The 23817-nt window shown below is 40.2% G+C and carries 22 protein-coding genes and 3 pseudogenes; 22 read left to right on the top strand and 3 right to left on the bottom strand.

What is annotated here, in order from left to right:
* Positions 1–601: 601 nt before the first annotated feature.
* Both SST62_RS0111080 and SST62_RS0111085 read right to left on the bottom strand, forming a co-directional pair.
* A complete protein-coding gene (locus tag SST62_RS0111080; protein ID WP_029942773.1) occupies positions 602–889 on the bottom strand; it encodes a hypothetical protein in 288 nt (95 codons plus the stop codon).
* A gap of 1 nt (position 890) precedes the next feature.
* On the bottom strand, positions 891–1304 hold the full coding sequence (locus SST62_RS0111085; protein WP_029187391.1) for an HIT family protein: 414 nt from the start codon (positions 1302–1304) through the stop codon (positions 891–893).
* A 62-nt stretch (positions 1305–1366) separates the two neighbouring features.
* Here SST62_RS0111085 and SST62_RS0111090 point away from each other — a divergent pair, with 62 nt between their 5' ends.
* The 19 genes and pseudogenes from SST62_RS0111090 to SST62_RS0111180 all read left to right on the top strand — a co-directional run bounded on the left by SST62_RS0111090 (position 1367) and on the right by SST62_RS0111180 (position 18477).
* Positions 1367–2101 carry an ABC transporter ATP-binding protein gene (locus tag SST62_RS0111090; protein ID WP_002942356.1) on the top strand — a complete coding sequence of 245 codons (735 nt, stop codon included), beginning with the start codon at positions 1367–1369 and terminating at the stop codon, positions 2099–2101.
* The gene (locus SST62_RS0111095) at positions 2098–3138 is read left to right on the top strand and encodes an ABC transporter permease (RefSeq protein ID WP_029187392.1); all 1041 of its coding nucleotides are present in this window, start codon (positions 2098–2100) and stop codon (positions 3136–3138) included. The genes SST62_RS0111090 and SST62_RS0111095 overlap by 4 nt, the downstream gene beginning before the upstream one ends.
* A 49-nt stretch (positions 3139–3187) precedes the next feature.
* Positions 3188–3982 carry a cell cycle regulator CcrZ gene (gene ccrZ, locus SST62_RS0111100; protein ID WP_002942360.1) on the top strand — a complete coding sequence of 265 codons (795 nt, stop codon included), beginning with the start codon at positions 3188–3190 and terminating at the stop codon, positions 3980–3982.
* Complete coding sequence (gene trmB / locus SST62_RS0111105; RefSeq protein ID WP_002942362.1) at positions 3979–4614, top strand: tRNA (guanosine(46)-N7)-methyltransferase TrmB; 636 nt, start codon at positions 3979–3981, stop codon at positions 4612–4614. Before ccrZ ends, trmB begins: the two co-directional genes overlap by 4 nt.
* Before the next feature lie 438 nt (positions 4615–5052).
* On the top strand, positions 5053–5523 hold the full coding sequence (gene rimP, locus SST62_RS0111115) for a ribosome maturation factor RimP (protein ID WP_029187393.1): 471 nt from the start codon (positions 5053–5055) through the stop codon (positions 5521–5523).
* A gap of 39 nt (positions 5524–5562) precedes the next feature.
* Positions 5563–6705 carry a transcription termination factor NusA gene (gene nusA / locus SST62_RS0111120; RefSeq protein ID WP_029187394.1) on the top strand — a complete coding sequence of 381 codons (1143 nt, stop codon included), beginning with the start codon at positions 5563–5565 and terminating at the stop codon, positions 6703–6705.
* Between the two features lie 16 nt (positions 6706–6721).
* Complete coding sequence (rnpM, locus tag SST62_RS0111125) at positions 6722–7018, top strand: RNase P modulator RnpM (RefSeq protein ID WP_029187395.1); 297 nt, start codon at positions 6722–6724, stop codon at positions 7016–7018.
* Positions 6975–7313: a YlxQ-related RNA-binding protein gene (locus SST62_RS0111130; protein WP_050571908.1), complete on the top strand. Its 339-nt coding sequence runs from the start codon at positions 6975–6977 to the stop codon at positions 7311–7313. The genes rnpM and SST62_RS0111130 overlap by 44 nt, the downstream gene beginning before the upstream one ends.
* Before the next feature lie 17 nt (positions 7314–7330).
* Positions 7331–8045 (top strand): annotated as a pseudogene (locus tag SST62_RS1000000113105) (translation initiation factor IF-2 N-terminal domain-containing protein); the annotation flags it as partial.
* A 98-nt stretch (positions 8046–8143) separates the two neighbouring features.
* Positions 8144–10129 (top strand): annotated as a pseudogene (infB, locus tag SST62_RS0111135) (translation initiation factor IF-2); the annotation flags it as partial.
* Between the two features lie 342 nt (positions 10130–10471).
* Positions 10472–10825 carry a 30S ribosome-binding factor RbfA gene (gene rbfA / locus SST62_RS0111140; protein WP_024391503.1) on the top strand — a complete coding sequence of 118 codons (354 nt, stop codon included), beginning with the start codon at positions 10472–10474 and terminating at the stop codon, positions 10823–10825.
* Positions 10826–11083: 258 nt separating this feature from the next.
* The gene (locus SST62_RS0111150) at positions 11084–11773 is read left to right on the top strand and encodes a hypothetical protein (protein ID WP_024401261.1); all 690 of its coding nucleotides are present in this window, start codon (positions 11084–11086) and stop codon (positions 11771–11773) included.
* 208 nt (positions 11774–11981) lie between these two features.
* Positions 11982–13038 (top strand): IS630 family transposase gene (locus tag SST62_RS1000000112480; protein WP_416332982.1). Its coding sequence is split into 2 segments (ribosomal slippage): positions 11982–12446 and positions 12448–13038, totalling 1056 coding nucleotides; the frame shifts between segments, so codons are not numbered across the junction.
* A 170-nt stretch (positions 13039–13208) separates the two neighbouring features.
* A pseudogene (locus tag SST62_RS1000000112485) lies at positions 13209–13367 on the top strand (group II intron reverse transcriptase/maturase); the annotation flags it as partial.
* A gap of 229 nt (positions 13368–13596) precedes the next feature.
* Positions 13597–14460: a helix-turn-helix domain-containing protein gene (locus SST62_RS0111165; protein ID WP_029187399.1), complete on the top strand. Its 864-nt coding sequence runs from the start codon at positions 13597–13599 to the stop codon at positions 14458–14460.
* Positions 14461–14540: 80 nt separating this feature from the next.
* A complete protein-coding gene (locus tag SST62_RS1000000112955) occupies positions 14541–14609 on the top strand; it encodes a KxxxW-cyclized peptide pheromone (protein WP_099778207.1) in 69 nt (22 codons plus the stop codon).
* A 63-nt stretch (positions 14610–14672) separates the two neighbouring features.
* Positions 14673–15992 carry a KxxxW cyclic peptide radical SAM maturase gene (kwcM, locus tag SST62_RS0111170; protein WP_029187400.1) on the top strand — a complete coding sequence of 440 codons (1320 nt, stop codon included), beginning with the start codon at positions 14673–14675 and terminating at the stop codon, positions 15990–15992.
* A complete protein-coding gene (locus SST62_RS0111175) occupies positions 15989–17080 on the top strand; it encodes an MFS transporter (protein ID WP_024376422.1) in 1092 nt (363 codons plus the stop codon). Before kwcM ends, SST62_RS0111175 begins: the two co-directional genes overlap by 4 nt.
* 251 nt (positions 17081–17331) lie before the next feature.
* Positions 17332–18477 carry a carbohydrate-binding domain-containing protein gene (locus SST62_RS0111180; protein ID WP_029187401.1) on the top strand — a complete coding sequence of 382 codons (1146 nt, stop codon included), beginning with the start codon at positions 17332–17334 and terminating at the stop codon, positions 18475–18477.
* A gap of 36 nt (positions 18478–18513) precedes the next feature.
* Here the strand turns inward: SST62_RS0111180 and SST62_RS0111185 are convergent, their stop codons facing one another.
* Positions 18514–19173, bottom strand: coding sequence for a trimeric intracellular cation channel family protein (locus tag SST62_RS0111185; RefSeq protein ID WP_029187402.1), 660 nt, complete (start codon positions 19171–19173; stop codon positions 18514–18516).
* 232 nt (positions 19174–19405) lie between these two features.
* Here SST62_RS0111185 and SST62_RS0111190 point away from each other — a divergent pair, with 232 nt between their 5' ends.
* The 3 genes from SST62_RS0111190 to SST62_RS0111200 all read left to right on the top strand — a co-directional run bounded on the left by SST62_RS0111190 (position 19406) and on the right by SST62_RS0111200 (position 23669).
* A complete protein-coding gene (locus SST62_RS0111190; protein WP_029187403.1) occupies positions 19406–20374 on the top strand; it encodes a thiamine pyrophosphate-dependent dehydrogenase E1 component subunit alpha in 969 nt (322 codons plus the stop codon).
* 575 nt (positions 20375–20949) lie between these two features.
* Complete coding sequence (locus SST62_RS0111195) at positions 20950–21945, top strand: alpha-ketoacid dehydrogenase subunit beta (RefSeq protein ID WP_002942393.1); 996 nt, start codon at positions 20950–20952, stop codon at positions 21943–21945.
* 341 nt (positions 21946–22286) lie between these two features.
* Positions 22287–23669 (top strand): dihydrolipoamide acetyltransferase, encoded by a 1383-nt coding sequence (locus SST62_RS0111200; RefSeq protein ID WP_029187404.1) that lies wholly within the window; start codon positions 22287–22289, stop codon positions 23667–23669.
* Positions 23670–23817 lie beyond the last annotated feature (148 nt).

Below are 23817 nucleotides of genomic sequence, written 5' to 3' on the forward strand. Positions count from 1 at the left end.
ACGAAAGATCAATGTTTCTAAGAGTTTAATGACTTGATATCTTTTGCAAACTTCTTCAATTTTTTATATTTTTATAGGCTTTTAGTTTGCTCTTAGTACGAGGCGATGAGCTGCAGGGATAACTGAGCATAACTGAAGTTAGGCAAGGCGAGTTCAAACAATCCAGTGGAGTGTTTGAAGTTGGAAATAAGGAAACAGAGTTTCCTCTTACGTTGAAGTAATAAAAGAGAAACTAAATGATGATGTTTGGAAATGGGAGTGGGAAAGAAGTCGACTGGTCTAAAAAGAGTTCGTCAACAAGTCTTTATTTCTAGTTGTTGAGCTGAAACAGTCTATCCCCAGACTGTTTCACTCCCACCCCCGCATAGCTCCAAAGGTTCGGGGAACCTTTGGAGGTTGGAGATGAAGCGAACTTTGTTCGCAACAGTCGTAATGGTCAGATTTGGAGTGCAAAACACGAATTGCTGAGATTTGCTTCGCAAATCTTATCTCCAACCTTTAACAGTCCACTGGACTGTTAAACCCAATCAACCACTGCGCTGAGATGTTGACTCGAACTCTAAGAAGTGGCGCTGGGCTTTTTGCCCAGCCTCGTGCTGTTCTAATTCTGGTATTTTTTGAGAATCTGTTGGATTTCTTCCAAGTTTCCTGCAATGCTTTGCTGATAGACTCGAGTCTTATATTGTAAGTCAGAAGCCATTTCCTGTAAGGGTTCTTGAAAACTTTGGATAATGGCAAGCTGTTCCTGAATATTGTCCTTGCTCAATTGAATATCTGATAGAAGTTGTTTGGTTTCCTGTACTTCTTTAGCAATTTTATCCCGATGCGTGACTGCAAGGAAGCTGGCGGTAGCGGCGCTTACGGCTAAAATGATATTACGAAGTTTCATATTATTCTCCTAGATAGAGCTCTTGTGCCAGTTGAGCCAGGGCTGGGAAGTCAGGGTCGTTGGCTTTAAATTGAATGTTCAATCCATCTTGATTGTTAAAGCGTGGTAAGAGATGGATGTGTGTATGAAAGACGGTTTGTCCAGCGACCTCCTCGTTGTTATTAACGATGTTTAGACCACTAGCTCCAAGTTTTTCTTTTAACTGACGAGTGATGGTTGGCACAACAGAAAAGAGTGTGGCTGCAGCTTCTTCATCCATGTCAAGCACGTTTCGGTAGTGTTTTTTAGGGACGACCAATGTGTGTCCTTTTGTGACCTGAGTGATGTCTAAAAAGGCTAATACTTGGTCATCTTCGTAGACTTTTGAAGCTGGTATTTCTCCAGATATAATTTTGCAAAAAATACAATCCGACATAATGGCAACCTCTTTCTGGGATTTTTGTTATAATAATTATATCAAATTGTAGGAAGAAATGTATGTTAGAAGTAAAAAATGTAACTGGAGGGTATGTCAATATCCCGGTTTTGAAAGATGTATCTTTTACGGTTGAGGATGGTCAATTAGTTGGTCTAATTGGTTTAAATGGTGCAGGGAAATCAACGACTATTAAGGAAATTATCGGTCTTTTGACACCTTATCAAGGACAGATTGCAATTGACGGCCTAACTTTGTTACAAGGGGCTGAAAATTATCGGAAGAAGATTGGTTTTATCCCTGAAACACCAAGTTTGTATGAAGAACTAACCCTCAAAGAGCACTTGGAAGTGGTAGCAATGGCCTATGATTTATCCTGGGAGCAAGCTTGGGGACGTGTTGAGCACTTGTTAAAACTGTTTCGCTTGGATGAAAAATTGGACTGGTTTCCTGTCAACTTTTCAAAGGGAATGAAGCAGAAGGTCATGATTATTTGTGCTTTTATGGTGGAGCCGAGTCTGCTGATTGTTGATGAGCCTTTTCTGGGATTAGACCCTGTGGCTATCTCTGACTTGATAGCTCTTTTGGAGGAAGAAAAATCTAAGGGCACTTCCATTCTCATGTCCACTCACGTTCTTGACTCAGCTGAGAAAATGTGCGACTCTTTTGTGATTTTACATCAGGGACAGGTCCGTGCAACTGGAAATTTGGAGGAACTACAAAGCGCATTTGGTATGGATGGTGCAAGTCTGAACGAAATTTATCTGGCCTTGACGCAAGAAGGAGTGGCTGGATGAAAGAATTGTTTCAACAACGCCGACTAGATTTTTTAAATCGTTGTTCCAAGTATCTGCGCTATGTTCTGAATGACCATTTTGTTTTGGTTCTCATGGTTTTATTAGGCTTTTTGAGTTTGCAATACCGTCAATTATTGTTGTCATTCCCTGAGAATCCGTTGCCGGTTGTTTTGGTGGTTATTGCAATCAGTCTACTGGTGCTATTGTCTGGAAGAATTGCGACTTATTTAGAAGAAGCTGATCAAATCTTCTTATTGACCAAGGAAAAAGACATTCTGCAAGGACTCGAGGTTGCAGCCAGACGCACGGTCTTGTTTTGGTCCTCTATACAGGTGGTGGTTCAGCTTGTTTTGTTACCAATCTATTTGAAACTGGGTTTACCGGTGTGGATGATTGTAGCTGGTCTTCTTGCTTTGTTGGTTTTAAAATGTCTTCTTGTCAAGCGCCAATTAGTGGCTTATCAGTCACAGGGAGTATTGGACTGGTCTAAGGCTATTCAAGATGAACAAAAAAGGAAACAGTCTATTTTACGTTTCTTTGCCTTGTTTACGACGGTTAAAGGCATCAGCACGACTGTTAAACCGAGAAGCTATCTCAATGGAATCTTGCGTCTTGTCAAGTCGAGACAGACTTGGTTTTATCTCTACTTACGGGCTTTCTTGCGTTCAGGAGACTACTTGGGCTTGACGATACGTCTACTGTTGTTGGCGATTTTGTCCCTATTTGCCATCGAAGAATCGTGGTTATCCATCGGCCTAGTTTTAGTCTTTCATTATTTGCTTGTCTTCCAGTTGTTGGGGCTTTACAAGCACTATGATTATCAATATGTAACACAACTGTATCCTTTGGAGAAAGCTTCCAAGAAAATCGGTCTTCAGAATTTGCTTAGAGTGATTTTATACAGTCTATTACTGGTGGAATTGGGCTTTGCTCTGCTATTTTCTAAAGAGAATACGATGGTAGTCGTCTTACTTCTCGTGGGGATTTTCTTGCATGAAATATATTTGCCTCTAAAAATAAAAAAATTGATTGACTAAATAGACGAAAATTAGTAAAATAGTAAGGAATTTTTAAAGGAGGAAAGGCATGCAGTTTGATACCAGTGGGCTACAATTACAGTCTATTGCAGGAAATAGTGGCAAAGCGTTTAAAGGCCTACGGTCAGACGGAACGCCAGTCTTTGTGAAGTATGAGATGCCTCCGATAGTGTCTGCTCTTGCGCGTGAGCAAATTACACCACCCGTTTTGTCAGCAAATCGTGAAGTAGGAATGGGGCATCGTGTAGAGCAGGAGTGGTTGAATGGTCGTACCTTGGAGCGTCAAGATATGACTAGTAAACAGATTCGTCAAATACTGGTGAGAATGCACTATTCTCGCATTTTGCTCAATCAGGCTTTGCAGATGAATTACACCTATATGGAACCTCAGGATTTGGTTTATCGTTGGCAAAAAGAGGCGCCAACTAGATTGGGACAGAATTCTTATCTGCAATCTATCTGCCAAGATTTATTGAATAATCTACCAAGATTCCGTCAAGAGGTGGCAACATTTGTTCACGGAGATTTGCATCATAGTAACTGGGTAGAAACGACGTCTGGTTTGGTGTATTTGACAGATTGGGAGACCGCTTGTGTAACGGATCGGATGTTGGATGTTGCCTATATTTTGACGCATTATATTCCTCGTCAGTCATGGGAAGAGTGGCTTCGGGCTTATGGCTACAAATATAACAGCACAGTATTAAATAAGGTTTATTGGTATGGCCAGCTTGGCTACCTAAACCAAATTGCTAAGCATGTAGAAAGCTACAATGTTTTGGCTGCAAATAAAGAAATTTATGCTCTACGGCAATTCCGTCAGAGTTTCTATAAGGAAGTATGAGAGTTAGAAATCGTAAGGGAGCCAGTGAGCTTCTAGCAAACAATCCCCAGTATGTTATCTCCAATCCAGAGGAATGTAAGGGGAAATGGGCAGAGATTTTTGGAAACAATAATCCTATCCACATAGAAGTTGGTTCTGGTAAAGGTCGCTTTGTCACTGGTATGGCTGCGCAAAATCCAGATATTAACTATATTGGTATTGATATTCAGATGACCGTGTTAAGCTATGCCTTGGACCGTGTGCTTGAAGCTGGCTTGCCAAATATAAAATTATTGCAGGTGGATGGTTCGAGTTTGACCAACTATTTTGCACCGGCAGAGATAGATCAGCTTTATCTGAATTTTTCAGATCCATGGCCTAAGAAACGTCATGAGAAACGCCGTTTGACCTACAAGTCATTCTTAGATACCTACAAGGAAATCCTACCTGAGAAGGGAGAAATCCACTTCAAAACAGATAATCGTGGTCTGTTTGAGTATAGCCTGGCTAGTTTTTCTCAATATGGCATGGTCTTGAAGCAGGTTTGGTTGGATTTACATGCAGATGGTTTAGAAGGTAACGTTATGACAGAGTATGAGGAGAAATTCTCAAACAAGGGTCAGGTTATCTATCGCGTGGAAGCACGATTTTAATAAGATAAGCAAATAAGGAATCCCAATGGACTCCTTATTTTTGTTTAGTAAAATGGATTAGATAGACAATGCAAGTGGCAATAGCTGAGCCGATGAGCAAGTAGGCTATTGGTCTAAGGCTTTCTAAGTCATACAATAAATGGGTCAATAAAGAGAAAGACAGCTAGAGTTATGATGAGAAGCACTAGGCAAAGGGTGAATACTATACTTTCTTTTTTCATGATAGACCTCCAATGATAGTATAGCAAAGTAATCTTAGAGATGCAACTGTAAAAATGGATAACGTTTACTAGCAGTTGCCCTTATCGTTTTTCTTTACAGTTCTAGGGAATTGTGGTAAAATACAGGATAGAAATAAAGAGAAAAGGGGGTTGACGTCAGTCAACCCTTTCCCTGTATGCAAAATGTAACAGGTTAGAATTGTAAAAGGAGGTGCCTATGTCATCAATTATTGATTTGGTCACGGCTACCATTGCACCAGCTATCCAAGCTCCTTATGAGTTGGTAGATGTGGAATATGGCAAAATGGGTGGTGACTATGTCTTATCGATTTTTATTGATAAGGAAGGAGGGATTTCCCTTCAGGATACGGCAGATTTATCCGAAATCATTAGTCCGCTTTTGGATACGATTCAGCCAGATCCCTTTCCAGAGCAGTATATGCTTGAAGTGACCAGTCCAGGTTTGGAACGTCCCTTGAAGACAGCAGAAGCAGTTGCCCAGGCTGTTGGGAAGTACATTCATGTCAAGCTCTATCAGGCAATTGACAAGGTGAAGATTTTTGAAGGAACTCTCCTGTCCTTTGATGGAACGGATTTAGTCATGGAATACATGGACAAGACCCGTAAAAAGGAAGTGACCATTCCATATTCGACTGTAGCCAAGGCACGTTTAGCCGTTAAAATTTAAGTATAAGAAAGGACCTTTTGATATCAAAAGGAAATGAAGATGAGTAGAGAAATGCTAGAAGCCTTCCGCATTTTAGAGGAAGACATGGGTATCAACAAGGCGGATATTATTGATGCAGTGACGGAATCACTCCGCTCTGCTTATAAACGCCGTTATGGACAAGCAGAGTCAGCAGTCATCGAGTTTGATGAGAAGAAGGCTGACTTCCATGTATATACTGTCCGTGAAGTAGTGGATGAGGTCTTTGATAGCCGTTTGGAAATCAGCCTTAAGGATGCCTTGGCCATCTCAACTGCGTATGAAATGGGAGATAAAATCAAATTCCAAGAAGATCCAGCAGAATTTGGCCGCGTAGCTGCTCAATCAGCTAAGCAGACCATTATGGAAAAAATGCGCAAGCAAAAGCGTGCCATTACCTTCAATACCTACAAGCAACATGAAAATGAAATCATGTCTGGTACTGTTGAACGGTTTGATAATCGCTTTATCTATGTCAACCTTGGTACGATTGAAGCTCAATTGTCAAAACAGGATCAAATTCCTGGCGAAGTTTTCCAGTCACATGACCGTATTGAAGTCTATGTCTACAAGGTAGAAGACAACGGTCGTGGAGTTAACGTATTTGTTAGCCGTAGCCATCCAGAAATGATCAAACGCCTCATGGAGCAGGAAATTCCTGAAGTGTATGATGGGACTGTTGAGATCATGAGTGTTGCTCGTGAAGCGGGTGACCGTACGAAAGTCGCTGTTCGTAGCCACAATCCAAACGTGGATGCAATCGGTACGATCGTTGGTCGTGGTGGTTCAAATATCAAGAAAATCACGAGCAAATTCCACCCAGCTCGTTATGATGCTAAGAATGACCGTATGATTCCGACTGAGGAAAATATTGATGTTATCGAGTGGGTAGCTGACGAAGCGGAATTTATCTACAATGCTCTCGCACCTGCTGAAGTTGACCAAGTCTTGTTTGACACAGAAGATGGCAAGCACGCTACAGTCGTTGTGCCAGATGATAAATTGTCATTAGCAATCGGTCGCCGTGGTCAAAACGTTCGTTTGGCAGCCCATTTGACAGGCTTCCGCATCGACATCAAGTCTGCATCAGAGTATGAAGCAATCGAGGCAGCTCAATATGCGACGGACGAAGTTGTAGAAGAAATCGCAGAAGAACAAGAATAAGGCAAAAGGAGCAACCATGGCAAAAGCTAGAAAAATACCCTTGCGCAAGTCTGTGGTGTCCGGTGAAATCATCGACAAACGGGATTTGCTCCGTATTGTAAAAAATAAAGAAGGTCAAGTATTTATCGATCCAACTGGCAAGGCAAACGGTCGCGGCGCCTATATAAAATTGGACAATGAGGAAGCTGCTCAGGCTAAAAAACGTCGTGTTTTCGATCGTTCCTTTAGTATGGAAGTGGCTGCAGAGTTCTATGATGAATTGATTGCCTATGTTGATCACAAGGTCAAGAGGAGAGAGCTTGGACTGGAATAAGAAACAGAAAATCTTAAATTTATTGGGCTTGGCCCAACGAGCAGGTCGCTTGGTTTCAGGCGAAGACTTGGTTGTTGAAGCCATCCAAAAAAAGCAGGCAAAGTTGGTGTTTTTAGCCAACGATACAGCTGGAAATTTAAGTAAAAAAGTAATAGATAAAAGTCATACCTATCAAGTAGAAGTTGTAACAGTGTTTTCAACACTGGAATTGAGTGCAGCTGTCGGCAAGGCCAGAAAAGTCCTTGCAGTGACAGACGCTGGATTTACAAAGAAGATGAGGTCTATTATGGAATAGAACAGGAGGACAAGGCATTGTCTAAGAAGAGATTGAATGAAATAGCCCGTGAATTAGGCGTCAGCAGTAAGGAAGTTGTTGCTAAGGCTCAAGAATTGGGTTTTGAAGTCAAAAGCCATGCTTCAAGTGTAGATGAAGCAGGTGCTAAACGCTTGGTTGATAGCTTTAACCAAAAAGTAGAAGCGCCTACACCAACAGCGAAAGTTCAGCCGGTAGAAAAGCCAGCAGCAACCAAGGCTGAGGTCGTAAAAGAAGACGCGCCTGCGCCAACGCCTAAGGAAGAAGCAAAGGTGGTTGCACCAGCAACACCACATCGTCCACAGAGCCGTAACTTTAAGGCAGAACGGGAAGCGCGTGCCAAGGAGCAAGCTGCTAAACGAGCACAAGGTAAAGGTGGTCAAGGCAAACAAAATCAAGACCGTCGTGATAACCGTCAACAAGGTCAAAACCGTCCAAATAATGACCGTAATGACCGACGCGATAATAGACGTGAGCAAGGTTCAGATAAACGCAAGGACAATCGTTTTGGTGACCGTCGTGACAATCGTGATCACCGTCGCCAAGACAATCGTTCAGGCCAACCAGCACGCTTTGAGCAAAAAGAGGTTGCAAAACCAGCAGCACCGAAAATTGATTTCAAAGCACGTGCAGCAGCTCTAAAAGCTGAGCAAAATGCAGAATATGCTCGCACTAGCGAAGAACGATTCCGTCAGGCACAAGAAGCGAAAAAGCAACCGAAAAAACCGAAGGAAATCAAGTTTGAAGAACCGGTGATTGAAAGCAAGCCATTTGTTAAACCAACACCAGTCGCAGCGGTACCTGAGAAAGTTGCTGACAGTGCTGTAGATACCCGTCGTAAGAAACAAGCTCGACCAGATAAAAAGCGTGACTTTAACAGTGACGAAGAAGATGGTCCACGGAAACAACAAAGAAATCGAAATAGTCAAAATCAAGTGAGAAATCAAAGAAATAGTAACTGGAATAACAACAAGAAAAATAAACGTGGCAAGAACAATCAACCTGCCAAGCCTGTCACAGAACGCAAGTTCCACGAATTGCCAACTGAATTTGAATACACAGCTGGCATGACCGTCGCAGAAATTGCAAAACGGATCAAGCGTGAGCCTGCCGAGATCGTCAAGAAACTCTTCCTCATGGGTGTCATGGCAACACAGAACCAATCTCTGGATGGCGATACCATTGAACTCCTCATGGTTGATTACGGTATCGAAGCCAAAGAAAAAGTAGAGGTGGACAATGCAGATATCGAGCGTTTCTTCGTTGAAGAGGGTTACCTCAATGAAGAAGAGATGACAGAGCGTCCACCAGTTGTGACTATCATGGGACACGTTGACCATGGTAAAACAACCTTGTTGGATACCCTACGTAATTCTCGTGTTGCTACTGGAGAAGCTGGTGGTATCACACAGCATATCGGTGCCTACCAAATTGAGGAAGCTGGTAAGAAAATTACCTTCTTGGATACTCCAGGACACGCGGCCTTTACTTCTATGCGTGCACGTGGTGCATCTGTTACCGACTTGACCATCCTAGTCGTTGCAGCAGATGATGGTGTCATGCCACAAACAATTGAGGCTATCAACCACTCAAAAGCAGCTAATGTGCCAATCATTGTAGCTATCAACAAGATTGACAAGCCAGGTGCAAACCCAGAGCGTGTCATCGGTGAATTGGCTGAGCACGGTGTTATCTCAACTGCTTGGGGTGGAGAATCTGAATTTGTAGAAATCTCAGCTAAGTTTAACCAAAACATTGATGAATTGTTGGAAACTGTTCTTTTGGTTGCTGAAATTCAAGAACTGAAGGCCGACCCAACTGTTCGTGCGATTGGTACAGTTATTGAAGCGCATTTGGATAAAGGAAAAGGTGCCGTGGCAACCCTCCTTGTTCAACAAGGTACGCTCAATGTGCAAGACCCAATCGTTGTCGGGAATACCTTCGGTCGTGTTCGTGCTATGACAAATGACCTTGGTCGTCGTGTCAAGGTTGCTGGTCCATCAACTCCAATTTCGATCACTGGTTTGAACGAAACACCAATGGCTGGTGACCATTTTGCAGTCTACGAAGACGAGAAATCTGCGCGTGCAGCTGGTGAAGAGCGTGCTAAACGCGCCCTTCTTAAACAACGTCAAGCAACGCAACGAGTTAGCCTTGAAAACCTCTTTGACACTCTTAAAGCAGGTGAAGTTAAGTCAGTTAATGTGATTATCAAGGCTGACGTACAAGGTTCTGTTGAAGCACTTGCTTCATCCCTTCAGAAAATTGAAGTGGAAGGTGTGCGTGTCAATATCGTTCACTCAGCAGTTGGTGCTATCAACGAATCAGACATCACCCTTGCGGAAGCATCAAATGCGCTTGTCATCGGTTTCAACGTTCGTCCAACTGCCGAAGCACGCAATCAAGCGGAAGCGGATGATGTAGAAGTACGTCTCCACAGTATCATCTACAAGGTAATTGAAGAGATGGAAGATGCCATGAAGGGAATGTTGGATCCTGAGTTTGAAGAAAAAATCATCGGTGAAGCAGTCATCCGTGAAACCTTCAAGGTATCTAAAATTGGTACTATCGGTGGATTTATGGTCGTACGTGGTAAGGTTACCCGTGACTCAAGTGTCCGTGTCATCCGTGATGGCGTTGTTATCTTCGACGGTAAATTGGCAAGCTTGAAGCGTTACAAGGACGATGTGAAAGAAGTCGGTAATGCCCAAGAAGGTGGTTTGATGATTGAAAACTACAACGACATCCGTGTAGATGATACCATCGAAGCCTACATCATGGAAGAAATTAAGAAATAATCTTTTCTCAAGAATGAACTATCTTATAGAGTAATCGTTTGAGAAGCTGACCATTTGTTATAGAAGATAGTAGGTTTGAGGCAATAGCCTTCAAACTTACTAGGATTTTTCAAGCTGAGAAAACTCAGCTTTTCTATCATGTAATACTCAGTTAAGTTCAAAAATAGCAAGCGTAAATTATTTATAATACGCAAAACTGTTCTATTTATGTTCGAGTTACGAATCATTAATTTTAAGCATGTTGTTTTCTTTTGAAAAAATTCAAAATCGAAACCATCTACATCTACTTTTATTGGGAGATAGCTATTTTTGATTTTAAATGAGTATAAGAAAGGAAAAAATATGGCAAACCATTTTCGTACAGACCGTGTAGGGATGGAAATCAAGCGCGAAGTCAATGAAATTTTGCAAAAGAAAGTCCGTGATCCCCGTGTGCAAGGTGTAACCATCACTGATGTTCAGATGGTTGGTGATTTATCAATGGCCAAAGTGTACTACACAATCATGAGTGACTTGGCTTCCGACAATCAAAAAGCACAAACTGGTTTGGAAAAAGCAACAGGAACAATTAAAAGGGAACTTGGTCGCAAGTTGACACTTTATAAAATTCCTGATTTGGTCTTTGAAAAAGATCAATCAATAGAGTATGGTAACAAAATTGATCAAATGCTCCGTGCTCTCGAACAGAAAGATTAAGAAAGTCGAATGGAAACATTCGGCTTTTTCTGTGTACGACGAGCATGTTGTACATCTGAGGTGAAAGTTCTCCAAGGGCACCTGCTAACGGTAAAGCCAATAGCGACTCCCAAGCTAGACTATCGCGAGGTAGCGGATAAAAAACGGTTTGAAGAGAGACTATTTTACATGCGTACGGTGTGTGAAAAAAAGGTGAGCGTTTACAAGCCTTTCTAAAGATGGTATACTAATATAAAAGAGATTGCGTAGGAGGAAGTTATGAAAAAGTTTATTAGTCGTATAATGTTGGTATCCACGGTTGTGTTATTAGCAGCATGTCAATCCATTCAGACCAAGGAGGATGAAACTTCCAATACTAGTTCATCGAGCCAAGTTACAACTAGTTCGGACCAACAATCTACCTCAGAGTCTTCCTCAGAGACTACATCTAGTTCAGACTCACAAACCGAAGCATCTTCTACAAATACTCAGGCGATACCGACTGTGTACCAGTCCGTTATCGATCGTTACCAAGCCAATTTAGGTCAGGTTTCTGAAGCGATTAATCAGGACGAGGTTAGTAGTTATCTAAGTTTACTGACGAGTCAAGGCCAAGAATACAGCGGAGCATTTTATAGCCTATACGATATTGATCAAAATGGGACAGAGGAATTGCTCATAGCCTTGAATAAATCTGGTGACTATATCCTCATTGATCTTTACACGCAGCTATCTGGGGAGAATTTTCGTTTAGTAGATAATTTCCGAAATATTGGTTTTGAAATTGGCCCGGATGCCATTCTTCGTCCCTTACAGGATGGAACCTATTTATTTGAAGGGGGTGGAGTATACCGGATTTATCAGTACAATGCAATGATTCCAGGATTGAAACGGATTTCTGAATCGGATACTAATCCTGAAACATCCCCCTTGCTTGAGTTGAAAAGCTTGCATTGGGTTAAGCTATAGATTTTATCAATGATTATTCCTAGGCTGGGTTTCCCGGCCTTTTGTAGTTCCTAAGCACTTTGAGTACATCGGTATGTCGTAAATCGGAGGAGCAAGTCCTCTGTGGGCACCCACAGCCCATGAACCCAATAGCGACTCCCAAGTCTGACTATCGTGAGGTCGAGACCTAATACTTAACAAAAATCAAAAATAGCGATATGATAGTATTATGACAAAAGAATTTACCCAGACACAAGTTGAAGAATTAAAGCAAGCACTTAAAGATAAAAATAATGCTCCGCATCATAGAAAAATCCAGGCACTCATTCTTTATTCTGAATGCCATAATTTAACATCCGTAGCTAAATCAGTAGGTTTTGTCCATCAGACAGTCCGAAACTTATTGAATCGCTATCTAAGTGGTGGCTTAGAAGCCCTCTTAAAGGAAAATCGTGGTGGTCGCCGCCGTTCGTATATGACGCATGAGGAGGAAGAAGTTTTCCTTAAAGAGCATCTCTCTTCCTCTTTGAATGGAGAATTCGTTACTGTTAACACCCTCTTTAAAGCTTATCAAGAGAGAGTTGGGCACAAGACAACTCGAGAAGGTTTCTATGCTCTCCTGAAACGTCATGGTTGGCGTAAAGTTAGCCCACGTCCCCAACATCCGAAAAAAGCAGACGCCGAAACCATTTTAGCGTCTAAAAATAAAATCTTTATTCGAGGAGAGAACGAGTAAGCGCTTTATTGATGGAAAAGAATATCAAAAAATCCGCCTTATGTTTCAAGATGAGGCGGGTTTTGGGCGTATCAGTAAACTTGGCTCGTGTTGGTCTCCTAAAGGTTATCGTCCTCACGTAGCAAGTCATCATATTCGTGAGTACCGCTATTGTTATGGAGCTGTGGATGCCCATACAGGCGACTCGTTTTTCATCATAGCAGGCGGATGTAATAGTGATTGGATGAATGCATTTCTACGCCAACTATCGGTAGCTTATCCAGAAGATTATATTGTTTTAGTCATGGATAATGCCATCTGGCATAAATCTCAGACCTTAAATATCCCTAAGAATATTGAATTTACCTTCATTCCACCCTACACACCTGAAATGAATCCTATTGAGCAAGTCTGGACTGAGATTCGTAAACTTGGTTTCAAGAATAAAGTATTTAGGACCTTAAATGAGGTAATCGATAAACTTCAAGAGGTTATTCAAACCTTAACCGCTTATCAACTCAAATCAATTGTAGATAGAGACTGGACTTCCGCTATTTTTGATTTTAACTGAGTATAAAATCAAAATGAGTATAATTGGAAATTTTTATATCAGATATGTAAATTTAATGATAAACTACCTAAAAATTTTCTAGTTTCAGTACTTTGCAAAATGTAATGAATAGTTGTTGGTAGCTATGCCGGAACGGTTTGTGAAATTTGATTCTAATTTAGTATAAGGCGTATATAGCGAATAAAGTATCTGGATAGGGTGACCGTTATCCATTAGTGGCTCAGAAGTCGGTATTGAAATGTGCCATATCAAAACCAGTCCTCGCTAAACATGGACTGGCTTCTTACTTAGATTATTATCTAGAACGACATGCGTTAAAAATTAGTTGAACCGCCGTTTACCGAACGGTATGTACGGTGGTGTGAGAGGGGGTGGTGAGTAGCTCTTACTCGATTTTATCCTACACCGATGACGATAATTCCTTCTAAAATAACAAAAAGAAGAGTTAATAAATGGTATTTTTTCATGTGATAATCCTCACTTTTATTTTTCTTTATTGTATGCTATTATAGGATCAAACAAAAATTATTCCCATATATGCGTGATGGAGGAGGAGAGATGAAAAATTTTGGAGAAATTTTTAAAAAGTTTCGAGAATCGAGAGGATTAAAATTAAAAGATGTCGCAAAGGTTGGTATCTCAACGTCTCAGCTCTCTCGATTTGAGAAAGGAGAGACTGACTTAACGATTTCAAAGTTCTTACTCATATTGGATGAAATTAACATGCCGATCGATGAATTTATGTATGCGGTTCATGATTTTCATAGAGATGAACTAAATGAGCTCCTGTCAAAAGTACGTTATTATGTATCTACTCGTGATGTCGAAGGCATGAAAAAACTTCTTTATTCTCAGATAGAATCGGAGGATAAACGGGAGAAATTTTATCACATCAATATCATTTTATTAAAGATTCGCCTGCAAGATTTGTCAGGGGAAAATTATTACAATGATAAAGACTTAGATGAATTAACTGACTATTTATTTAGTGTGGAATACTGGGGCTATTATGAACTTTTGATTTTCATGAATACTTTAGATGTCTTGAAATATGATGTTTTCATAGTATTAGCGAGGGAAATGTCTAGACGGTCAGACTTTTTTAAAGAAATCCCTAATAATCGTCGTCTTATTTCTACGATGTTACTTAATTCCTATATCACCTGTATCGAACGGCAAAATCTTATAGATGCTTTGTATTTTGAGAAGCAATTGAAACAGTGCTTTTTTATCGAAACAGAAATTTATGAGAGACTTGTTTTTCTCTATGCTCAAAATCTTTATCGCTATCGCAAAACTGGAAGTAAATTTGCGATTGTGGAAATGAGGAAGTGTATTGGAGCGATGAAATTAGCAGGTAGTGATCATGTGGCACAGATTTATGAAGAACATTTGAAAAAAATTTTAACAGAAAATAGTTAATTGGCATATATGGGAACATTTTATTGTAATTGATTTAAAAGAATATACTTACAGTATCACGTTCGAAAGGAGTAGCAATTATGTCAAAAGAACTTGAAAAAGTCCTTGAGTCTAGTGCTATGGCAAAAGGCGACGGTTGGCATGTATAAAGTAATTTATACATAGGTTAAGCAGAGGTTATTTTCCTCTGCTTTTTTAAAGAGGTGTTCAAGATGAGGACAATTTCAGAAGATATTTTATTTAGATTAGAAAAGTTTGGTGGAATTTTAATAAACAAAACAAATTTTGAAAGAATAGAGTTAGATGAGACTGAGGCTTTCTTTCTATATTTAGTTCAAAATCATGGTATTGAAATTGCAACTTCTTTTTTTAAAAAAGAAATTGAGATGGGGAAACTAGAGAGAGCATTATCATTAAATATCTATTCTGATAATAATATTGAGGATTCATCGAACAATCCTTACGAGACTCTTCAAAATGCGAGAAAGCATGTAGCAAAATTAAAAAAACATAACATACTGAGTTTTCCGCTTGAACTAGTAATATACCCCAGTATGTACTGTGATTTAAAATGTGGTTTTTGTTTTTTAGCAAATCGTGAAGATAGAAATGCCAAACCTGCTAAAGATTGGGAAAGAATTTTGCGCCAAGCAAAAGATAATGGAGTGTTAAGTGTTTCAATTTTAGGAGGGGAACCGACTAGATATTTTGATATTGATAATTTGTTGATAGCTTGTGAGGAACTAAAGATAAAGACTACTATAACAACTAATGCCCAATTAATAAAGAAAAGTACAGTAGAAATTCTAGCTAAATCTAAATATATTACACCGGTTTTATCTTTGCAGACTTTAGATTCTAAATTAAATTTTGAATTAATGGGGGTGAGACCTGATAGACAAATAAAATTAGCGAAGTACTTTAATGAGGTTGGAAAAAAATGTAGAATTAATGCAGTGTATACAAAGCAAAGCTATGAGCAAATTATAGAATTGGTTGATTTTTGTATAGAGAATAAAATAGATAGGTTTTCAGTAGCTAATTATTCTGAGGTAACAGGATATACGAAAATAAAGAAAAAATACGATTTGGCTGATTTGAGAAGGTTGAATGAGTATGTTACAGATTATATAACTCAACGTGAAGCAAATTTAAATTTTGCTACTGAGGGATGTCATCTTTTCACCGCTTATCCAGAGTTGATAAATAATTCAATTGAATTTTCAGAGTTTGACGAAATGTATTATGGATGTCGTGCAAAATATACTAAGATGGAAATAATGTCTAATGGGGATATCTTGCCCTGCATTGCTTTTTTAGGAGTTAATCAAACTAAGCAGAATGCCTTTGAAAAAGATTTGTTAGATGTTTGGTATGATGATCCGTTGTATGGAGGGATTCGTTCTTTTAGAACGAAGAATTCTAAGTGTTTATCTTGTGGATTGTTAAAAATTTGCGAGGGTGGCTGCTATGTTAACTTGATCAAGGAGAAGAGTCCAGAATATTTTAGAGACTCAGTTTGCCAATTATGAGTAAAAGATTTTTGAACTTATACATGATGAATATATTTTTGTCCGGATTGCCCTACTATTTTATAGGTGTATTGCTCTTAAAGCATCTGGGCTTCTCTTTCACAGAAATAGCTACTTTATCAGTGATTACTGAGTTATGCGGCTCAGTTTTTGATATTCCTTTAAGTTTTCTTTCAAGTAAGTTTGGCTATAAGAAAATTTTGATTTTATCAAATTTGTTATTAACTTTAGCCCTATCTTGCTTACTGTTAGGACAATCAAAAATAATATATATTTCAGCGATATTTTTTGGCTTGTCAGAATCCTTATCTTCAGGCGTTCTTAATGCTTATAATTTTGAATTAATTGGCAACGAGCTAGTATATCAATCTTTTTTGAAATACCTCAATACGGTAAAATACATTTTTATAGCGATTATTACAATTATATCTCCCTATCTACTGAATAGGAATTATATTTATCCGATTATTATTTCGATTGTATTTGTCATTTTCAGCCTCTTAAATGTGATACAATTACCTGAAATAAAAAATGAATTACCTAATGATTCAAGATTTTTTAGCTTTGATGATGTTAAAACGATTCCATGGTATTTACTACTGTTAGGAGTAGCATTCTCAACTCTAATTATGATCAGCAATTCCTATGCAGGCATTTTTCTAAATGAACAGGGACTTTCACTAGATATGTTGGGCATAGTACTATTCATGTTTAATATAGCTATGGCTTTGGGGAGTTACCTAAAAATGAAGTTTGAAATCAGTTTATTACTACCAGTGCTAGCTATTTTTATGTTTTTTCAAACGAATGTATTCATAGAAATTGTATTATTTTTATTGATGCGTGTTCTCAATTCAAGTTATAATAATCATTTTTATTCTATGTTTAATAGTTCGATAGAAAAAAATAGAGCAGTATCATGGTCGGTCTATAATTTATTTATTTCCATTAGTTTTATGGTATCGGACTTTCTAGCTGGTATTTTCGCAGATAACTTTGGTATAAGGAGTAATTATTTACTATTTGGCATCATAACTTTGTTTTCCTTTTTATTCTTTTCATTTTCAAATAGAGAGGAAAGGACGTAAGTTCAAATTCAGGCGGTCTACATCAGGGGACCCAATTTTAATAGGGTATTCCTTGAGGGGAAGGGTAATCATGGAACGAATGTTGAATGGACGGTAGTGGAAGGAGCCTAGGTAGTACAAGCATACTGGTAAAAATCAGACTTTAAGTTTTCTTTTGGCAATCTTTAATCTTTCTTTTAGGAAGGAAAGGTAAACTAGGAGCGTATCAGGAAGGGATACGACTTTCTAAAGAAAGAAAAGGAATCTATAATATGAAAACAAATCTTAAAAACTTACTTTACTCTGGTGTTACTCTTATGAGTCTTGGTGTCTTAGCAGCATGTTCTTCAACTTCTAGTTCAACAACAACATCAAGTTCGGTAACGACTAGCCAATCATCAACTACATCAAGTAACTCAACATCATCTGATTCAAGTTCTTCATCTATTGACTGGTCAGCTCTTCCAACAACAGAAGTGACTTTGTCAAATGATGGCTTGAAAATTACAGAGGGTGGTACCTACATTTTGACAGGTTCAACAACTGCAGGTGTAACAGTTGAAACTGATGCTAATGTACGAATCATCTTGGCAGGAGCTGAAGTTTCAAGCTCTGATACAGCAGCTATCAATGTTATTAGCGCAGACAACGTTGAATTGGAAATTCAAGATGGTACAAGTAATACAGTAAAAGATACCAGCAATCACTCAGATACAAACATCGAAGGAGCCATCCACGTCGAAGCTGACTTGTCCATTACTGGTAATGGTAACTTGACAGTTGAAGGTAATTTCCAAGATGGTATTGTTTCAACGGATGATTTAGTAATCAATGCAGGAAATATCACAGTGACAGCAGTTGATGATGGTATTCGTGGTAAAGATTCATTGACAATCAATGGCGGAACAATCAATGTAACTGCAGGTGGTGATGGTATCAAATCAACCAATGATACAGATACGACAAAAGGTTACACAACTATTACAGGTGGTGAAATCACTGTTAGAGCAGGCGATGATGGTATCAAAGCAGAAACTGCATTGACAATTGATGGTGGTACCATTACAGTACCTGAATCACTAGAAGCCCTTGAGGGAACCAATATTACCATCAATGGTGGTACCTTGGATGTTTACGGTTCAGATGATGCCATTAATGCAGCGAGCACAACTTCATCAGATATCTTTATTAAGGTGACAGGTGGTGACTTGAAAGTTGCAGTAGGAAGTGGAGATACAGATGCCTTCGATGCTAACGGTGATATCTACATCTCTGGTGGTAGCATTGCAGTAACTGCACCAACATCTTCCTTCGACTTTGATGGGATAGCTGAATTGACTGGTGGTACGGTCACAGTCAATGGTGAACAAATTACTGAAATTGTACATACAGGTCCTGGTGGACGTGGTGGCTGGTAAGCCGAAAAAATAAGAAAAGGTCCGAGTTTTACCTACTCAGGCCTTTCTTTTATGTTCCATATTGGGAAGATTGATTTTATATTTTATAACAAGTAAACGAATCATCAAGCTGATTGTAAAAATGCTGATAAAGGTTGGAATTTGAGGGAAGTGCCAATTAACGACACAAAGGTGGTAGAGGATGCCAGAAAAAAGAGCTAATACTGCATAGACATCTTCCTTCAAAACGATTGGGGTTTCATTGACGAGCAAATCACGAGCAATACCACCTCCAACCCCAGTTAAGGCTGCTAAAATCCCACTGGTCATGGCATTCAAATGAAGAGATACTCCAGTACTTGCGCCAATGAGGGCAAAGATAGCAAGCCCAATCGCATCAAAAACAAGGTTTGTCTGTGCCAGAAAATAAATCATTTTTTTATCGAATGGCTTGTCCTGTTTGACATTGATGACGATACTATACATGACAATGGCGACCACAAGGGAAAGATAGATGGCTTTTGGATCGGTAAGTGCAGTAGGAATACGATTGGCCATGGTATCACGAATGATACCACCTCCGACAGCAGTAATGATGCTGAGAAGGCAAATCCCAAAGATATCTAGATTCTTTTTAAAGCCTTTTACTGCTCCAGAAACTGCAAATGCAATCGTACCAATGTAGTTACAGATATTGAGAAATAAATCGAATTCCATAAGCACCTCCTTCTTTATATTAACAGAAAGGATAAGGGCTTTCAAGAGGATTTCAAGTTTGTGAAATATTTTTCAAAAAGAAGGTGGTTAGCTTTGATAGATTTGTGAAAAAACGCACGAAATCAAGCTGTTTCAGGAAACTTTCTGTAAAAAGAAAACGGTTCAATTACTTGCCATTTGTGAAATATTGGTCTATCATAGTACAGAAAGAGAAAAACCTTTGGAGGAAATTATGGTATCTATCTCAAAAGAACAACACTTGGATATGTTCTTGAAAATGCAACAAATCCGTGATGTTGATATGAAATTGAACAAATTGGTGCGTCGTGGCTTTGTACAAGGTATGACTCACTTCTCAGTCGGTGAAGAAGCTGCAGCTGTTGGACCTATTGCTGGATTGACAGACCAAGACATCATCTTCTCACACCACCGTGGTCACGGTCACGTTATTGCAAAAGGTATTGACATCAACGGCATGATGGCTGAGCTTGCTGGTAAGGCAACTGGTACATCAAAAGGTCGTGGTGGTTCTATGCACTTGGCAAACGTTGAAAAAGGAAACTTTGGTTCAAACGGTATCGTAGGTGGTGGTTATGCCCTTGCAGTAGGTGCAGCCCTTACTCAACAATATCTTGGTACAGATAATATCGTTATCGCCTTCTCAGGTGACTCAGCTACTAACGAAGGCTCATTCCACGAGTCAATGAACTTGGCAGCTGTTTGGAACTTGCCAGTTATCTTCTTCATCACTAACAACCGTTACGGTATCTCAACAGATATTTCTTATTCGACTAAGATTCCTCACCTCTACCAACGTGCTGCTGCATACGGTATGCCTGGTCACTATGTTGAAGATGGTAACGATGTCATTGCCGTTTATGAGAAAATGCAAGAAGTCATCGAATACGTTCGTGCAGGTAACGGACCAGCAATGGTTGAGGTTGAGTCATACCGCTGGTTTGGTCACTCAACTGCCGACGCAGGTGTTTACCGTACCAAAGAAGAAGTCAACGAGTGGAAAGCAAAAGACCCGCTTAAGAAATACCGCAAATACTTGACAGAAAACAAGATTGCGACAGACGAAGAATTGGATGCCATCGAAGCACAAGTTGCAGAACAAGTAGAAGCATCTGTAAAATTCGCACAAGAAAGCCCAGATCCAGACATCTCAGTAGCTTACGAAGATGTGTTTGTAGACTAACGTAAGAAGTTTGACTAAGCTCTAAAGAGCAAGTCAAACTACGGTAGCCACTATGGTGGACTACCTACTTACCTCACTAACTTCGCCTATTCAGCAATATCGGCTGAATAGTCTCCGTGTCGTAAGTAATGAGAACGTTAAATGGACACAGCGAAAATAAGCGGTAAGTCCGAAATCTTTGATTTCGTAGACGCACCCTCGTCAAGACAACTAGTATTTTCACAGGTGAAACCGAAGAAAGTACAGTTGTCTACGACGCAGTAACTACAATAGTTAAACATGAAATTCGCACAGTCCTTAGTTCGAGTACAATTCTAACTAAGTTGTGAGGTCGTCTAAAAAACGACTGAAAAATAGGGAACTAACACAGTGTGCTTGCACACAAGGAAGTTCGCACCTAAAGGTAGCCACATCCGTAATTCAGCTGAATCTGAAACGGTTGCGTCTCTTTTTTCCGAGTTTTTAGACCGAACACGATTGTAACGTAAGAAGTTTGACTAAGCTCTAAAGAGCAAGTCAAACTTTAGTACAGTTTAGTATAGTAAAGATAAATTGATATAAATTAGGAGTAAAAAATGGCTGAAACAAAAGTAATGGCCTTGCGTGAAGCGATTAACTTGGCTCAAAGCGAAGAAATGCGTAAGGATGAAAAAGTATTCTTGATGGGTGAAGACGTCGGTATCTACGGCGGTGACTTCGGTACATCTGTTGGTATGTTGGATGAGTTTGGTCCAAAACGCGTTCGCGACACGCCTATCTCTGAGGCAGCAATCGCTGGTTCTGCGGTTGGTGCGGCTCAAACAGGTCTTCGTCCAATCGTTGACTTGACTTTCATGGACTTCATCACAATTGCCCTTGATGCGATTGTTAACCAAGCGGCTAAAACCAACTACATGTTTGGTGGTGGCTTGAAAACACCTGTAACCTTCCGTGTGGCATCTGGATCAGGTATCGGTTCAGCGGCACAACACTCACAATCTCTTGAAGCTTGGTTGACTCACATCCCAGGTATCAAGGTGGTTGCACCTGGTACAGCTAATGATGCAAAAGGTCTTTTGAAATCATCTATCCTTGACAACAACCCAGTTATCTTCTTGGAGCCAAAAGCTCTTTACGGTAAAAAAGAAGAAGTGAACTTGGACCCTGATTTCTACATTCCACTTGGTAAAGGTGAAATCAAACGTGAAGGTACAGATGTAACCATCATTTCATACGGTCGTATGTTGGAACGTGCCTTGAAAGCGGCTGAAGAAGTAGCTGCTGAAGGCATCAGCGTAGAAGTGGTTGACCCACGTACCCTTATCCCATTGGACAAAGAATTGATCATCGAATCTGTGAAGAAAACTGGTAAGGTTATCTTGGTTAACGATGCTTACAAAACAGGTGGTTTCATCGGTGAAATCGCATCAATCATCACAGAAAGCGAAGCCTTTGACTACTTGGATGCACCAATCATCCGTATCGCTTCAGACGATGTACCAGTTCCTTACGCAAACATTCTTGAAAACGCAGTATTGCCAAACGTAGAGAAAATCAAAGCGGCAATCTACAAGCAAGTAAACAAGGGCTAATATTATCGTCATCCGCTTATCTTTTCTGACTGTGTTGATTTGGCTTGCCAAAGGTCAGTTATGCCTGCACCAAATCGCCTTGGCAGAAATACAATCGGAAAGACGCTAACCCTGCTATGCTAGAAATAAAATGTTCTAGCATGACTAAGAATGCTTGGAAAAGAATTGAGCCACTTCGCTTATCGAAGTCTGGTTTGGTTCTTGACAAGGTAAGAGACTGAAAGAAAGGATTAGAACACGAACTAAATGCTCGGAATTTAGATAGTCCGCCTTGGATGTGAAGCATCCTGCGTTGGACTCCTAAAATTCGGTCGCATTTGGACGTTCTTTGTATCATAATTATGGCTATTGAAATCATTATGCCTAAGCTCGGTGTGGACATGCAAGAAGGTGAAATCATCGAGTGGAAAAAACAAGAGGGCGATTTTGTCAACGAAGGCGACGTCATCTTGGAAATGATGTCTGACAAGACCAGCATGGAGCTGGAAGCAGAAGAGTCAGGCGTCCTATTGAAAATTGTTCACGGAAACGGTGCTACCGTTCCTGTAACAGAAGTCATTGCCTACATCGGTGCAGAAGGTGAAACAGTCGAAGTCGGTAGTGCTCCGGCTGTTGAACCAGCAGCGGCTATTGAAGAAGTACCTGCAGGTCGTACACCAGTCATCGTTGCTCCTGCAGCTGCTGCCAAACCACAAGGTGGTGGCAAGGTGCGCGCTACTCCAGCTGCGCGTAAGTTGGCGCGTGAGCTTGGTATTGACTTGGGTCTTGTTCCAGGAACAGGTGCTAACGGTCGTGTCCACAAGGTTGACGTCGAAGACTTCAAGGGAGCAGCTCCAAAAGCAACTCCGCTTGCAGCCCGTATTGCAGCAGACCAAGGTGTTGACTTGTCAACCCTTGCAGGTTCAGGTGTCAACGGTAAGATTGTCAAGAACGACGTTCTTGCAGTACTTGCTCCGGCTGCTGTAGAAACTGCTGCTCCAGCACCGAAAGCAGAAGAAAAACCAGCTAAAGAATTGCCAGAAGGCGTTGAAATCATCAAGATGAGCCCAATGCGTAAGGCAATTTCAAAAGGTATGGTCAACTCTTACTTGACAGCTCCAACCTTTACGCTTAACTACGATATCGACATGACCAACCTTATTGCACTTCGTAAGCAAGTCCTTGAGCCAATCATGAACAAGACTGGTTTGAAAGTAACCTTTACAGACTTGATTGGTCTTGCGGTTGTTCGTACTTTGATGAAAGAAGAACACCGTTACATGAACGCATCTTTGATTAACGATGCACAAGAAATCGAATTACACAAGTTCGTCAACCTTGGTATCGCAGTAGGTCTAGATGATGGCTTGGTGGTGCCAGTTGTTCACGGCGCAGATAAGATGAGCTTGTCTGACTTTGTGGTGGCTTCGAAAGATGTCATCAAGAAGGCTCAATCTGGTAAGTTGAAGGGGGCTGAAATGTCAGGTTCGACCTTCTCTATCACCAACTTGGGTATGTTTGGTACTAAAACCTTTAACCCAATCATCAACCAACCAAACTCAGCAATCCTTGGTGTAGCATCAACTGTTCAAACACCAGTTGTTATCGACGGCGAAATCAAAATCCGTCCAATCATGGCACTCTGCTTGACCATCGACCACCGTATCATTGATGGTATGAATGGTGCTAAGTTCATGGTTGACTTGAAGAACTTGCTGGAAAACCCATTGGAATTGTTGATCTGAGATAAGATGCAAAAGGCGTTAAGAAAACCGTATGAAAATAGGAAATCAACGATGTGCCTTGAGGCACGAGGCGATTTATCTTTTTCAATAGGTTTTTAGCCTGTGCTCAATTTGGTAAAGAGAAAAAATAAAGAAAGGATGTAGAACG

Origin of the sequence: Streptococcus suis YS56, from assembly GCF_000440115.1 — a bacterium.
In the GTDB taxonomy this organism is placed as follows: domain Bacteria; phylum Bacillota; class Bacilli; order Lactobacillales; family Streptococcaceae; genus Streptococcus; species Streptococcus suis_L.

What these genes read in the sequence shown, in the direction of transcription:
- SST62_RS0111080 (WP_029942773.1), bottom strand. Translation starts at nt 889, where the DNA reads ATGAAACTTCGTAATATCATTTTAGCCGTAAGCGCCGCTACCGCCAGC.
- SST62_RS0111085 (WP_029187391.1), bottom strand. Translation starts at nt 1,304, where the DNA reads ATGTCGGATTGTATTTTTTGCAAAATTATATCTGGAGAAATACCAGCT.
- SST62_RS0111090 (WP_002942356.1), top strand. Translation starts at nt 1,367, where the DNA reads ATGTTAGAAGTAAAAAATGTAACTGGAGGGTATGTCAATATCCCGGTT.
- SST62_RS0111095 (WP_029187392.1), top strand. Translation starts at nt 2,098, where the DNA reads ATGAAAGAATTGTTTCAACAACGCCGACTAGATTTTTTAAATCGTTGT.
- ccrZ (WP_002942360.1), top strand. Translation starts at nt 3,188, where the DNA reads ATGCAGTTTGATACCAGTGGGCTACAATTACAGTCTATTGCAGGAAAT.
- trmB (WP_002942362.1), top strand. Translation starts at nt 3,979, where the DNA reads ATGAGAGTTAGAAATCGTAAGGGAGCCAGTGAGCTTCTAGCAAACAAT.
- rimP (WP_029187393.1), top strand. Translation starts at nt 5,053, where the DNA reads ATGTCATCAATTATTGATTTGGTCACGGCTACCATTGCACCAGCTATC.
- nusA (WP_029187394.1), top strand. Translation starts at nt 5,563, where the DNA reads ATGAGTAGAGAAATGCTAGAAGCCTTCCGCATTTTAGAGGAAGACATG.
- rnpM (WP_029187395.1), top strand. Translation starts at nt 6,722, where the DNA reads ATGGCAAAAGCTAGAAAAATACCCTTGCGCAAGTCTGTGGTGTCCGGT.
- SST62_RS0111130 (WP_050571908.1), top strand. Translation starts at nt 6,975, where the DNA reads ATGTTGATCACAAGGTCAAGAGGAGAGAGCTTGGACTGGAATAAGAAA.
- rbfA (WP_024391503.1), top strand. Translation starts at nt 10,472, where the DNA reads ATGGCAAACCATTTTCGTACAGACCGTGTAGGGATGGAAATCAAGCGC.
- SST62_RS0111150 (WP_024401261.1), top strand. Translation starts at nt 11,084, where the DNA reads ATGAAAAAGTTTATTAGTCGTATAATGTTGGTATCCACGGTTGTGTTA.
- SST62_RS0111165 (WP_029187399.1), top strand. Translation starts at nt 13,597, where the DNA reads ATGAAAAATTTTGGAGAAATTTTTAAAAAGTTTCGAGAATCGAGAGGA.
- kwcM (WP_029187400.1), top strand. Translation starts at nt 14,673, where the DNA reads ATGAGGACAATTTCAGAAGATATTTTATTTAGATTAGAAAAGTTTGGT.
- SST62_RS0111175 (WP_024376422.1), top strand. Translation starts at nt 15,989, where the DNA reads ATGAGTAAAAGATTTTTGAACTTATACATGATGAATATATTTTTGTCC.
- SST62_RS0111180 (WP_029187401.1), top strand. Translation starts at nt 17,332, where the DNA reads ATGAAAACAAATCTTAAAAACTTACTTTACTCTGGTGTTACTCTTATG.
- SST62_RS0111185 (WP_029187402.1), bottom strand. Translation starts at nt 19,173, where the DNA reads ATGGAATTCGATTTATTTCTCAATATCTGTAACTACATTGGTACGATT.
- SST62_RS0111190 (WP_029187403.1), top strand. Translation starts at nt 19,406, where the DNA reads ATGGTATCTATCTCAAAAGAACAACACTTGGATATGTTCTTGAAAATG.
- SST62_RS0111195 (WP_002942393.1), top strand. Translation starts at nt 20,950, where the DNA reads ATGGCTGAAACAAAAGTAATGGCCTTGCGTGAAGCGATTAACTTGGCT.
- SST62_RS0111200 (WP_029187404.1), top strand. Translation starts at nt 22,287, where the DNA reads ATGGCTATTGAAATCATTATGCCTAAGCTCGGTGTGGACATGCAAGAA.